Source organism: Blautia hominis (assembly GCA_002270465.1).
GTDB classification, from domain to species: Bacteria; Bacillota; Clostridia; order Lachnospirales; family Lachnospiraceae; genus Blautia; species Blautia hominis.
This window is the reverse complement of record NQOF01000006.1, coordinates 27,124-39,421: the sequence shown is the minus strand read 5'-3', so window position 1 is coordinate 39,421 and position 12,298 is coordinate 27,124. Positions and strand designations below refer to the sequence as shown.

The following is a 12,298-nucleotide window of genomic DNA, read 5'->3' as shown; positions in this document are numbered from 1 at the left end:
TACAAAAAAGATGTCTTCTGCTGTACGGCAAGGAGACATCTTTTTCTCTCTATTTCTTTTTATTGTCATCAAAAATAATGGTATCTTTTAACACCTGAACTGCCTTTTCCAGTCCTTCCTTCACGGTCATCAAATCATCTTCATGTTCAATGGAGATCACCCCGTCATATCCGCACTTTTTCAGCTCACTGAAAATACCTCTCCAGATATTCTCCCCATGACCATACCCAATTGTTCGGAACAGCCAGGACCTTTCCTGCATCTGTGAAAACATTTTTGAATCAAGAACCCCGTTGACTGCACAGTTATAGGTATCAATCGCCGTATCCTTTGCATGGAAATGATAAATAGCGCCTTTTAATGCTCTTATGGCCGCTATTGGGTCGATTCCCTGCCAGAACAGATGGGAAGGGTCTACATTAGCCCCGATCACCGGCCCGGCAGCTTTCCGAAGCTTCAGCAGCGTTTCCGGATTATAAACACAGAATCCCGGATGCATTTCCAGTGCAATATGGGAAACCTTATGTTCCAAGGCAAATCTGGTCTCGTTTTTCCAATAAGGTATCAGTTTTTCATTCCACTGCCATTCTTTTATTTTTTGGAAGTCCTCAGGCCAGGCAGCCACAACCCAATTGGGGTATCTGGATGTTTCGCAATCACCTGGACAGCCTGAAAAGCCTATTACAGTATCAACACCGATTTCTTCTGCCATACACACAGCAGCTTCAAATTGTCTGTGATAATTCTCTGCTGTATCTTTGTCCGGATGGACAGGATTTCCATGACACGCTAGTGCAGCAACCTGCAGCCCTGATTCTGCCACTGTCTCTTTAAATTCCCGCAGCAGCTGAGGATGTTCCATGAATTTAACTGCATCCGCATGTGCCGTACCGGGTGTCCCTCCGCAGCCTATTTCTACTTCCTGCACTCCTATGGATTTTAGATAAGCCAACGCTTCTCTCAGTCGCATATCTCTTAAAATCACAGTCATTACGCCTAATTTCATGTTTATCTTCCCCCAATTCTAATATAGCCCTTTATATATCCCTCCGGTTTCTCCTTCATGGCCCTAAATGCTTCATTGATCTCTTCCATCGGAAATCCATATTTCATATAAGGTTTCACATCTATCTTTTTATGTTCAAACATGGCGAGAGCCTTTTTCATATATTCCATCTGCTCCCTTTCCCTCCGTTCATGAGCATTGATCACCGTAATAGCTTTCCAGTTCCAAAGCTTCATATCAATCTCGCGTCTTCCCCCGCTCTGATGATATCCAACAATGGACAAAACTCCATGAGGCCTTACCATTTTGCCTGCCAATTCCAAACCGGGCGCACCTCCTGTCACCTCCACCGCTACATCTACCCCTTTTACAAACATCTTGTCATTCCATTCATCTACTATATATTTCTCTGGCACTTCATCTGGAAAATACACTTCATCCGCCCCAAACATTTTTGCGTGTTCCAGACTTTCCCGCCTTACGTCAATGGCTATCACTTTGCCGGCGCCTTTTAATCTAAGAAGCTGCATAAAGCCGAGCCCCATATAGCCGCACCCAATAACGGCTGCTGTATCACCAATTTTTAAATCTGTCCGTTCAGCTCCGCTTACTAGACAGGACCATGGCTCACCAATCGCCTCCTCATCTGTAAGCGCTTCCGGCACTGGTATTGCCAATTCTTCCTTGGATACAGTATATTCCGCAAATCCCCCCTTAAAAAGCCCTGTCACCCTGTCACCTTCTTTAAACTTTGTGATCCTGCTCCCCACTTTCTCCACAATGCCTACCGGCTCATGCCCCATCACTTTTCCAATGGAAAGCCCTTCTTTCCAATCTGGGTATTCGGACAAGCAGGTACCACATACCAGCATTCTGATCAGCATTTCATCCGCCTCTAACACGGGAACTGGCATTTCTTTTATTTCTATATGTCCAGGTTCACTTAAAACACATGCTTTCATTAATACAGCTCCTCCTTTACTATCCCTTCACAGCCCCCTGGGTCAGCCCTTCAATAAATGCCTTTTGGAGGCAAAGATATAAAACTACAATCGGTGACAGTGCAATAATCCCTGCGGTATAAATCTTTGCCAGATCTTTGCTCCATTCGGATGTGAATTTATAAAATCTGGTGGCTACAGTCCTCAGATCATCTGCTGTAATAAAAGTATTAGACCACAAAAATTCATTCCAGCACCAAACAAAAACGATTAGGGATACAGTGGTCAGTATGGGTTTCAGCAAAGGAAGGGTGACGTGCAGAAAAACCCCTATCTCACCGCACCCATCTATTTTTCCTGCCTCTTCCAGCTCTTTTGGTATCCCCACAAGAAAAGTCCTTATGAGCAGAATAGAAAAAGGTATGTACCCAGCCGAATATATAATGATCAGACTGAGCTGCGTATTGATAAGTCCCAGTTTACTGAAATTATAATACAGTGGAACAATATACAAAAAAGTAGGAAATGACATTCCCAGCATAAAATATGCGATAAAGAATCCTTTACCTGGTATATTCAGCCGGGCTAACCCATAAGCTGCAAGACTGGCACCAATCAACACAATGATGATCACGCAGGCACCGATGAAAATACTGTTGCGAAATGCTACCGCATAGCTGCCCTTCACCCATGTCTGAATATAGTTAGAAATCTCCAGATGTTCGGGAAAACCAATTGGCATATTCTTTATTTCTATATCTGTCCTAAAAGAGTTCAGCAGCAGTACGATCAAAGGAAAAAGCTGAAATAGCACCAAGAACATAAGAAAAATCTGAATTATAATTTGAACAGTCGTCTTTTTCTTTCCTCTCATCCTACATCCTCCACTCTTTTCCTAATCTTTTGATTTACAAAGAAAATCAAAAGAACAATAAAGCTCTGCAGCACACAGATTGCATTGGCATAACCGGCGCGGTAGCTGACGAATGCATTTTTATAAATCCATGTGGACAACATTTCTGTAGCCTGGCCGGGGCCACCCATAGTCATTACCCACACAAAGTCAAATGATAGGATAGACCACATAAGGCTGATTGAAATAACGAATACAATAGTAGGTGCTATACCCGGCAGGGTTACATGTATAAAGGATTTCCACCCATTCGCTCCGTCAATGGACGCGGACTCATACAAATCAGGGTCTACCTGCTGCAATGCTGAAATAAACAATACCATAACAAATCCCCACCAGCTCCAGTTGCTTACAAAAGCCACCGCAAACAATGCTATCTTCTGGTCGCCCAACCATAATACCTGCGCCAAGTTATGAAACCCCATGGATTCAAACATGGTATTGATTCCATAAAAAGGATTATACAGATTAGACCATATTTTTCCTGCAATAGCAGCAGATAAAACATAGGGAAGAAAATAAACGGTACGGTAAAACATCTGCATGGAATGTTTTTTTACTTTTGTCACGCACACCGCCACAAGTATAGACAGCACAATGGGGACTGTAATAAAAATCAGAGTCCAGATCATTGTGTTTTTAAAGGCTATGGGCAGCACAGTATCCTTTGTAAACATTTCCACGTAATTGGCTATTCCCACAAATTCCGGCTCGCTGATTCCATTCCAGTCAAAGAAAGATAGAAACACAGTCTTTAAAGACGGAAGAATAACGACTAACGCGTGATAGATAAACGCAGGAAACACGAAAAGCAGGCAAATCCAGTCTCGTTTTGTATATCTGTTTTTTAAGACTATCTCCTTGTTTCTTTTGAATTTCATATTGCACCTCCCGTAGAAAAACCATAGAAAGCATCCGAGGCCCGCAAAGCGAGCCTCTTCTTCCCTTTTACTAGGATACAGGAATTACTGTCCCGCTTTCAAATTCCTTTTCAAAAATACTGTTTGCTTTCTCCAGATAATCTTCCACGGAAAGATTTCCCAAATATACATTTTCAATATTGTCCATCATATACTGCCTTGTTTCCGCCGGCCAATAGGTCCACATAACATATCCAGCAGAATCCAGATTTTTCTGTGTTTCTTCCAGCATTCCCAGTATTTCCTTGTCCACATCAAGAAGGGTATCCGGATATAAACTTTCATCCATATCCATAGGAAGGGGCTGCAAACCGTCTGCAACTGCCTGGGCCTGAAGTTCTTCATTGTTAAACAGGAAATTAATAAATTCAAAACATTCGTCCGGATATTTTGTATTTGCATTGATTGCCACAACACCGCCTGCTCCCATACAAACAGTGGGTGGTACATCATCACTTAATGCAGGGAACGGAGCTGCGCCATATGAAAAGTCGGAAATCTGATTTGCAAATGTGCCCAAGTTCCATGTTCCTGTCATAACCATCGGCGAATTTTGATTATAGAAGAAAGAATTAGCATCATCCTGTGAGACTGCATGAGATTTTTTATCCATGATCCAGCCTTTCTGCCACATATCGTTCAGCCTTGTGATTGCTTCCTGGAATACCGGATCAGTCCACTTTATCTCACCATTCAGGGCTTTTTTTACATTCTCCCTTCCTGCATAAGCACATAAAGCCACACCCACAAACTGTTCATTTATGGCTTTAAAATCAGAAGTACCAAAGGCAATAGGTACCAACCCCTTTGACTGGGCATCCTCGCAGATTGCTGATAATTCCTCATAATTGACGGGGACCTCCCATCCGTTTTCCTTAAACACATCTTTGTTATACCACAAAAGCAGAGCTTCATAAGAGTTTGGCAGAGAATAGATTTTATTATCTATCCTGCACGAATCAAGGGCCCACTTAAATATCTTTTTATCAAGTCCGGCCTTTTCCACATATTCTGTCAAGTCAAGAATCTTATTACCTTTTACATATTCACTTGTGATGGAGGGACCTCCCATGTTACAGATATCCGGGCCTCCGTCGGCCGCAAGCTGCACTTTCAATACTTGCTCATAATCAGCAGACGCAGATATTTCCACTTCAATATCCGGATGGGATTCATTGAAAGGTGTCACAACATATTTCATCCATTTTTCGTACTGCTGATCATCCATCTGCTCTGTAAACCAGACAAGTTTCTTTTTTTCCCCGCTCTCCTCTTTTTCCTCAGCACTGTTGTTCTCTTCCACTTTACCTGTTGTCTCATCTTTTTTCTCTTTGCCGCATCCGGTAAATGCCATACTAACTATAACCATTGAAAGCACAACGCTCAAAACCTTTTTCATTTGCCTACCTCCCATATACACACTTTACCTTGTCCAAAACAGTTCAGGGATAAATTTCCCTTACTTTTATGTTTCTTCCCTCTTTTGAAGACAACAAAGCTGCAAAAACTGCTTTCATAGCACTAAAAGCCTCTTCTCCATCCACTTTGGGCGGTGTATTTGTTTCCAGACAGTAGATCCATTCATCAATCACCCCCGAATTTGACTGATTTTCATTTGTCTGGATTTTATCTATTTCATATAAGATACGCCGTCCATGTCCTTTTTCCACCACAATGGAATATTGCGGATCATGATAGATTTTCATACAGCCATCAGTACCGTACAATATGGTGCAGTTGTCCTCCTCCCCATATAGTGTCCAGCTGACTGTTACAGTTCCCACAACCCCATTTTCCATTTTATAAATACAGAAAGCATTATCATCTACCCCTATTAGTGAGCCATCTGGATTTTTTTTATCCAATGTACTCACAACAGAGACCACTTCTTCAACTTTACTCCCTGTAAGGAACTGTACCAGATCAGTTTTATGTATTCCCAGATCGGCCATTGCCCCGAATGCTGCTATGCGTTTGTCAAAAAACCACACGTTCTTGTTATCAATGGCCCAGTTTTCCGGCCCTGAATGACCAAAACTGCTTTTAAAACTTATTATACGGCCGATTTCCCCCTCCAAAATAAGTTTTCTGGCTTCCCTGTGAGTATCTGTGAAACGTTGATTATGGCCTATCATTAAAAATTTTCCGGTCTCCTTTGCCGTCTCAACCATTTTTCTGCATTCTTCGTAAGATATTGCCATTGGCTTTTCGCATAAAACATGTTTTCCGGCTTTTAACGCTTCAATCGTTATCTGACAGTGGGAAAAATTAGCTGTACAAATACTCACTGCCTCAATATTTTTATCGCCAAGAAGTTCTTCGTATGAATCATAAACCTTTGCGGAATACTTACCTGCCATCTTGCAGGCCCTTTCCCTGTCAATATCGAATACCCCATAAATTTCCGCATTGGGATTTCGTTCATATTCAGGGAAATGCCTGACCTGTGCTATCTTTCCGCAGCCAATAACACCAACCCTTATCACCTGCTAAACCCTCCTGAACGCTACTGATGTATTGGTATAAAATTCGCTCCAGGCTATTTCACCGTTGATTTCCTAATCCTTAATTCATGCTCTAAAAAAACACTCCCGTTCTCTCCGGATAAATTATGGATTTTTTTACACAGCAGTTCCATAGCCAGCCTTCCGATATCTTTTTTAGGCTGATAGATGGTAGTCAATGGGGGATTATACAAAGATGCAATATCAAGATCATCAAATCCCACTACAGCTATATCATCCGGAACTATAAGACCTGCGTTTTCTATGGCCTGCATAGCCCCAATAGCCACTATATCAGAAATAGCGAAAACAGCCGTCGGAGGCTCATTTAAACTAAGCAAATATTTCATTGACCTGATGCCTGTCCTGTAGCCGTAATCACTTTCTGTTTTTGCAAGGTACTGCTGCTTAAATTCTATACCGTTTCGTTTTAATGTGTCCTTAAATGCTCTTTCTCTTTCTGCGGTTGATAAAAACCCATTTTCACAACTGATCATGGCGATTTTTCTATGACCGATGTTTATCAAATGCTGTACTGCATCTACACCTGCCGCATAGTTATTGATAGATATATGTGAAACCTCCTCCAATTCCTCATTATATTCACAACATTGTATAATACAGCTTTGTTTATCTAATTCCTCTAATTCCAGTTTACTCATCACCGGAGCACAGATTATGGCACCGTCTGCCATTTTCCCTCGAAGCAGATCAATATACCTTTTTTCGTTGTTATAATCACGTTCCGTTGTGCAGAGCATAACAAGATAATTCTTCTTTCTTGCAATTTCGCATATTCCCTGGGCAATCACAGAATAAAATGGATTTTCTATATCCGGCAGAAGCACAAGGATGCGGTGAACATCCGTCGTTGCGATTTCTTTTGTTTTACCTGCAGTATAACCAAGCTCCTGCATCACTGCCAATACCAGTTCCCTTGTTTCTGGTTTTACACTTTTACTTTCATTTAAAACTCTTGATACCGTAGCTACGGAAACATTTGCTCTATGAGCCACCTCACGTATATTAGCCATAATATTTTACTTCCTTCATGTAATATTTGACTAATTATAACATAACTACCAAATATTGGTATTTATCTTATGTAAAAATGTAAATCTTATGTATCACAAAATCTTTATCTTTTCCTTCTGTTTTCCTTCTTTAATCATCCCTTTCCAATAAATTAAGTACGAATGCGCATTCACATACTTAAATGTGTTACATTTTTATGTAACAAAGTTATTTTGTTACACTAATATTACATCATTGCATGGTATTTGTCAAACTATTTTTCGGCATTATTTATATTTTTTCTATTATTTGTTAGTTTTTTATAGTATTATTACCCACTTTTTGTTAGTTTTATCTTAATATAATTTATGTAACATTTTCACAATTGTTACATTTCTTTTATATGTTAATTCCATCCATGCGTTGTAAATTACTACAAAACTTTCAGCTGCTACTTTTCCTGGGCTATCTTTAACCAAAAAAAGATGTCTTCTGCCGCAAAGCAGGAAGACATCTTTTCCTATCCTATAATAAAAATCATATCACCTCACATGGAGTCTGCACGTTTCTCCACATTCTTTTTAAAGTTGATTACTTCATGGTCATATTCTCCATCCATAAACTGAGAATGGATCATAAAATCTGCTGTAGCCTTGTTGATCGCCATGGGAATGTCGTATACCTGCGCGATACGCATAAGTGCCTTCACATCAGGGTCATGTGGCTGTGCTGTCAGAGGGTCTGAGAAGAACACTACAAAATCAATGACACCCTCCACAATCTTGGCGCCAATCTGCTGGTCACCGCCCAGAGGGCCGCTGTTGTATCCCTTGACGCGCAGGCCGGCCTTGTCTGCGATCAGCCTTGCGGTAGTGCCTGTCCCGTAAAGGCTGTGGTTCTTCAGTATATCATAATTCTCTCTGCACCATTCTATCAGCTTCGGCTTTTCATTGTCATGCGCGATCAATGCAATATGTTTCTTCTTTCCTATAGTAAATGTTACAAATTCGTTGTCCATGTATCTTAACTCCTTTCAGCTGTCTGTATGATCACAGTATTTGCTGCTGCCCACTCTGTGGCTGGCTGCACCATGTGTTACTGTACACTCCGTGTCCAGTAACACGCTTCGCGATGCACAGATATGGAGCATTCTGCCCCATATCGCGCTGGCTGCCTCGGGATTTTCATGCTTCCGGCATGAAAACGCCTCCCGGTACAGTGGCCTGTGTACAGTAACCACCATGTATCTGCTTTTTTTATCATATCATATTTTACTTGTCCTCACAACGGGAAACTGCTACAATAATGGCAAAGAAGGAGAAGCGTATGTACTATTTTATCATCAATCCCCGCTCCCGATCCGGCAAAGGACAGGAAATCTGGGACAACGTAAAAAAGCGTCTGGATGAGGAAAACCTGGAATACGAGGCCTATTTTACCCAGCGGCAGGGACACGCCGCCGAGCTGGCACATCAGATAGCCGCCCTTTCTATCCCCTGTACATTGGTTGTTGTAGGCGGAGACGGCACAGCGAATGAGGTGATAAACGGTCTTGTAAAAACAGTATACACCCATATCACTCTGGGCTATATTCCCACAGGCTCCGGCAATGATTTTGCCAGAGGCCTTGGGCTTACGAAAGATACTGAAAAAGCTGTGGAGCAGATCCTGGCCCCCGCATGTATTGAAAAGATGGATATTGGCATCGCACAGTCGGAGAAAGAAAAGCGGTATTTTCTCATCAGTGCCGGCATAGGATTTGACGCCTCCATCTGTCATGAAGCTCTGCATTCCGGCCTCAAGGATCTTCTGAACAGATACCACCTGGGCAAGCTTACTTATGCGGCTATCGCCCTGAAACAATTGTTTCTGTACCGCCCCTGTCCTGTGGATATCAGGCTGGACAAGAAAAAGATCTCCCGTTTTCCCCGCTGTTTTTTTGTTGCGGGCATGAATCTGAAATATGAGGGGGGAGGCTGTAAATTCTGCCCGGATGCAGATTACTCTGACGGCAAGATCCACATTTGTGTAGCCGGAAAACTCTCCAAACTGAAAATCATTACCATGCTGCCCACTGCATTTATTGGGAAACACATATGGTTTAAAGGCATACAGATAGAACAGGGGCATGTGGTGGAAATCATCAGCCGGCGTCCTCTTCCTGTACACTGTGACGGGGAATCTTTTGGATTCAGACGTTCTCTTTCCCTGAGAACCGCGCCGGAACAGATCTCTGTCATCACCGGATAGTTGAAAGAAGGTTTACTTATGAAATTACTGCTGATAATGACTGCCATTGTACTTCTCGGTTTTTTACTTTATTTTTACTGTATTATGCCGCGTTTTACAAGAAAATCCCAAACTCGGGCCTTTATGCACAGACTCTTTGCACATAGAGGATTATTTGACCTAAAAGAAGGCATTCCGGAGAACTCCATGCCCGCCTTTGAACGGGCAGTCCTGTGCGGATATCCCATTGAGCTGGATGTTCAGGTTACAAAAGACAACAAGATCGTGGTTTTCCACGATTATACACTGGGCCGCATGTGCGGCATTGACCTGCCTCTGGAGACAAAGACCTATGAGGAACTGCAAAAGCTCTTTCTGCAGAACACCGGAGAAAAGATCCCTCTGTTTTCAGATGTACTGAAACTGGTGGATGGCCGGGTCCCTTTACTGATCGAGATAAAACTTCACTCCCACCACACATATCCCTGTGCTCTTGTGGATAAACTGTTAGAGGGATATAAAGGCAGTTACTGTATTGAATCTTTTAATTCCCTGGCGCTTTTCTGGTACCGGCGCAACCGGCCCGGAGTGGTAAGAGGGCAGCTCTCCTCCAACCTGACAAGCCCGGTGGCTGAGGGCGGATATGTGCTGAGTTTTTTGGTAAAACACCTGCTCACCAACTGCATCGGGCGTCCCGACTTTATTGCTTACTGCTATAAGGACAGCCGCAACCTGAGCTTCTGCCTGGTCCGCCATCTCTACAAAACCCCTGTTTTTGCCTGGACACTGCGCACACCGGAGGCTTATGAAACGTGTAAAAAACGTTTTGATTCCGTCATTTTTGACAGTTTTCTTCCACGTAAACAGGCATAACCGGACAGTTTTTTCAGAGTGTGAATTGGATGTGAAGCTTTTCTGAATTTACTGTAAATCCCATTGTTATCTTGATTTTCCTGTGCTATAATGGGCAGGATAAAGAAAGGCTTTGGCATCGAAAAGAAGGTGATTTTATGAATCTGCTGAAAAAATATAAACACACCTGGATCATTCCGGTATACGGCATCATTTACCTTACAGCTTTCCAGTACCTGGAACAGCGCGATGTCCGGCCCCATATCATCCATATGAAGATTGATGATTATATCCCTTTCTGTGAATATTTCATCGTCCCGTATCTGCTGTGGTTCGCCTACATCGCGGTCACTGTTTTGTACTTTTCTTTTTTTAATGACAGCAAACGGGAATTTTACCAACTGATCTTTACCCTTGGAGTGGGTATGACACTGTTTCTCGTCATCTCCTACATTTACCCCAATGGGCAGGACCTGCGTCCCAAGCTTACCGGTGACAGCATCTTCATTGAACTGGTGAGGCATTTATACCGGATCGACACTCCTACTAATATACTGCCCAGCATCCATGTATTCAATTCCGTGGCCTGCTGCACAGCAGTTTTCAAAAACGCAAAAGCAAGAAAGCATCCCATACTGCTTGGCAGTACCCTGCTTCTGACCATACTTATCGTCATGGCTACTGTATTCTTAAAGCAGCATACACTGGTGGATGTGGTAGCAGCGTTTGCGCTGAATGTGTTCTGCTATCAGATGTTCTACAAAGCACATCCGGCCCGGCAGAAACAACCCGCATTTGTAAAATGAGGCCGTTTGGCCCGGCATATAAAAAGGACGTTCCGCTTTTGGAACGTCCTTTTTATATGCCGGCATTGTCTGTTTGCTATACCCGGACAGACACCTTAATTAAACCCATAAAATTTCTGCACCACTTTATAGATCGCCACAGAAATATTTCTCCCGCTCCATCCCGGCAGGTTCACACTTCTGCCCAGAATGCCCAGACGGAGCTTTCTGTAAATATGGATATCCTCATTTCTCAAATATTTCCACAAATCTTTTTTCTTCTCCAGGTTCTCCTCTGTCCCGGAGCGGATCAGCATGATGGAGGATACTGCAGTGATGATGTCCAGGTATCTCAGAAGATACTGCCGCAGATGCTTGTCACCGATCCTCTTTCCCGCCACGGAATCAATCATGAGACGGTTCACTAAAAGCTGCTGGTCAATCCTGCGTATCATGACATCCTCATGAACGGACTGGTCCTCCCTGCCGATAAAATACCGGTAAAAATTCACATCCATATAGTACATGGTCTTCACCGAGGGAAGAGGCTGGTAAACAAACAGGTTGTCCACATAAAAGGTGTGTTTCGGCAGTTCCAGGCCGCACTCTCTGAGCAGTCCGGTACGATAGATCACGGAATGCATCAGAATGTATTTCCCCACCGGCATTTTGCTGATCTCCTCCCAGGTAAAGATCTTTCCCTGGGGCAGGTATTTCTTATAACGCATGACTTTCTTCCGTCTGGCGCCCTGTTTTTCATAGACAAAGTTGCTGATCATCATATCCAAGGTCTGTGGTCCGCCGACAATCTCTGAAAGCTTTGTCAGGATTGCTTCATAGGCCTCCTTGTTCACCCAGTCATCGCTGTCCACCACTTTAAAAAAGATTCCGGTTGCGTTTTTAAGGCCTGTGTTCACGGCCTCCCCATGGCCGCCGTTCTCCTGGTGAATGGCTTTCACGATGCCGGGATATCTAGCAGCATAATCGTCTGCAATTTTCGCCGTGTCATCCACGGACCCGTCATCTACGATCAAAATCTCCACCTGCTCCCCGCCTTCCAGCAGGGAATCCACGCATTTTTCCATGTATGCCTGGGAATTATAACAGGGAACTGCAACGGACAATAATTTCATT

General features: G+C 43.0%; 12 protein-coding genes. 3 read left to right on the top strand and 9 right to left on the bottom strand.

What is annotated here, in order from left to right; translation table 11 throughout:
• Positions 1-49: 49 nt before the first annotated feature.
• The 8 genes from CI595_RS18500 to CI595_RS18465 form a co-directional block, all read right to left on the bottom strand.
• On the bottom strand, positions 50-1,006 hold the full coding sequence (locus CI595_RS18500; RefSeq protein ID WP_095175109.1) for a sugar phosphate isomerase/epimerase family protein: 957 nt from the start codon (positions 1,004-1,006) through the stop codon (positions 50-52).
• 2 nt (positions 1,007-1,008) lie between these two features.
• Positions 1,009-1,968 carry a zinc-binding dehydrogenase gene (locus CI595_RS18495; RefSeq protein WP_095175108.1) on the bottom strand — a complete coding sequence of 320 codons (960 nt, stop codon included), beginning with the start codon at positions 1,966-1,968 and terminating at the stop codon, positions 1,009-1,011.
• Between the two features lie 19 nt (positions 1,969-1,987).
• Positions 1,988-2,821 (bottom strand): carbohydrate ABC transporter permease, encoded by an 834-nt coding sequence (locus CI595_RS18490; protein WP_095175107.1) that lies wholly within the window; start codon positions 2,819-2,821, stop codon positions 1,988-1,990.
• On the bottom strand, positions 2,818-3,741 hold the full coding sequence (locus CI595_RS18485) for a carbohydrate ABC transporter permease (RefSeq protein WP_095175106.1): 924 nt from the start codon (positions 3,739-3,741) through the stop codon (positions 2,818-2,820). The genes CI595_RS18490 and CI595_RS18485 overlap by 4 nt, the downstream gene beginning before the upstream one ends.
• A gap of 70 nt (positions 3,742-3,811) precedes the next feature.
• A complete protein-coding gene (locus CI595_RS18480; protein WP_162291919.1) occupies positions 3,812-5,179 on the bottom strand; it encodes an ABC transporter substrate-binding protein in 1,368 nt (455 codons plus the stop codon).
• A gap of 43 nt (positions 5,180-5,222) precedes the next feature.
• Positions 5,223-6,266 (bottom strand): Gfo/Idh/MocA family protein, encoded by a 1,044-nt coding sequence (locus CI595_RS18475; RefSeq protein WP_095175104.1) that lies wholly within the window; start codon positions 6,264-6,266, stop codon positions 5,223-5,225.
• Positions 6,267-6,319: 53 nt separating this feature from the next.
• Positions 6,320-7,318 carry a LacI family DNA-binding transcriptional regulator gene (locus tag CI595_RS18470; RefSeq protein WP_095175103.1) on the bottom strand — a complete coding sequence of 333 codons (999 nt, stop codon included), beginning with the start codon at positions 7,316-7,318 and terminating at the stop codon, positions 6,320-6,322.
• A 527-nt stretch (positions 7,319-7,845) separates the two neighbouring features.
• Positions 7,846-8,316 carry a methylglyoxal synthase gene (locus tag CI595_RS18465; RefSeq protein ID WP_065542372.1) on the bottom strand — a complete coding sequence of 157 codons (471 nt, stop codon included), beginning with the start codon at positions 8,314-8,316 and terminating at the stop codon, positions 7,846-7,848.
• Between the two features lie 308 nt (positions 8,317-8,624).
• Between CI595_RS18465 and CI595_RS18455 the strand changes: the two genes are divergently transcribed.
• From CI595_RS18455 to CI595_RS18445, 3 genes are all read left to right on the top strand, one after another.
• The gene (locus CI595_RS18455; protein ID WP_095175101.1) at positions 8,625-9,548 is read left to right on the top strand and encodes a diacylglycerol/lipid kinase family protein; all 924 of its coding nucleotides are present in this window, start codon (positions 8,625-8,627) and stop codon (positions 9,546-9,548) included.
• An 18-nt stretch (positions 9,549-9,566) separates the two neighbouring features.
• Positions 9,567-10,400, top strand: a complete 834-nt coding sequence (locus tag CI595_RS18450) for a glycerophosphodiester phosphodiesterase family protein (protein WP_187144043.1) — start codon at positions 9,567-9,569, stop codon at positions 10,398-10,400.
• A 137-nt stretch (positions 10,401-10,537) separates the two neighbouring features.
• The gene (locus tag CI595_RS18445; RefSeq protein ID WP_095175100.1) at positions 10,538-11,185 is read left to right on the top strand and encodes a phosphatase PAP2 family protein; all 648 of its coding nucleotides are present in this window, start codon (positions 10,538-10,540) and stop codon (positions 11,183-11,185) included.
• A 95-nt stretch (positions 11,186-11,280) separates the two neighbouring features.
• Here CI595_RS18445 and CI595_RS18440 read toward each other — a convergent pair whose 3' ends face one another.
• The gene (locus CI595_RS18440; protein ID WP_095175099.1) at positions 11,281-12,297 is read right to left on the bottom strand and encodes a glycosyltransferase family 2 protein; all 1,017 of its coding nucleotides are present in this window, start codon (positions 12,295-12,297) and stop codon (positions 11,281-11,283) included.
• Position 12,298 lies beyond the last annotated feature (1 nt).

What these genes read in the sequence shown, in the direction of transcription:
- CI595_RS18500 (WP_095175109.1), bottom strand. Translation starts at nt 1,006, where the DNA reads ATGAAATTAGGCGTAATGACTGTGATTTTAAGAGATATGCGACTGAGA.
- CI595_RS18495 (WP_095175108.1), bottom strand. Translation starts at nt 1,968, where the DNA reads ATGAAAGCATGTGTTTTAAGTGAACCTGGACATATAGAAATAAAAGAA.
- CI595_RS18490 (WP_095175107.1), bottom strand. Translation starts at nt 2,821, where the DNA reads ATGAGAGGAAAGAAAAAGACGACTGTTCAAATTATAATTCAGATTTTT.
- CI595_RS18485 (WP_095175106.1), bottom strand. Translation starts at nt 3,741, where the DNA reads ATGAAATTCAAAAGAAACAAGGAGATAGTCTTAAAAAACAGATATACA.
- CI595_RS18480 (WP_162291919.1), bottom strand. Translation starts at nt 5,179, where the DNA reads ATGAAAAAGGTTTTGAGCGTTGTGCTTTCAATGGTTATAGTTAGTATG.
- CI595_RS18470 (WP_095175103.1), bottom strand. Translation starts at nt 7,318, where the DNA reads ATGGCTAATATACGTGAGGTGGCTCATAGAGCAAATGTTTCCGTAGCT.
- CI595_RS18465 (WP_065542372.1), bottom strand. Translation starts at nt 8,316, where the DNA reads ATGGACAACGAATTTGTAACATTTACTATAGGAAAGAAGAAACATATT.
- CI595_RS18455 (WP_095175101.1), top strand. Translation starts at nt 8,625, where the DNA reads ATGTACTATTTTATCATCAATCCCCGCTCCCGATCCGGCAAAGGACAG.
- CI595_RS18450 (WP_187144043.1), top strand. Translation starts at nt 9,567, where the DNA reads ATGAAATTACTGCTGATAATGACTGCCATTGTACTTCTCGGTTTTTTA.
- CI595_RS18445 (WP_095175100.1), top strand. Translation starts at nt 10,538, where the DNA reads ATGAATCTGCTGAAAAAATATAAACACACCTGGATCATTCCGGTATAC.
- CI595_RS18440 (WP_095175099.1), bottom strand. Translation starts at nt 12,297, where the DNA reads ATGAAATTATTGTCCGTTGCAGTTCCCTGTTATAATTCCCAGGCATAC.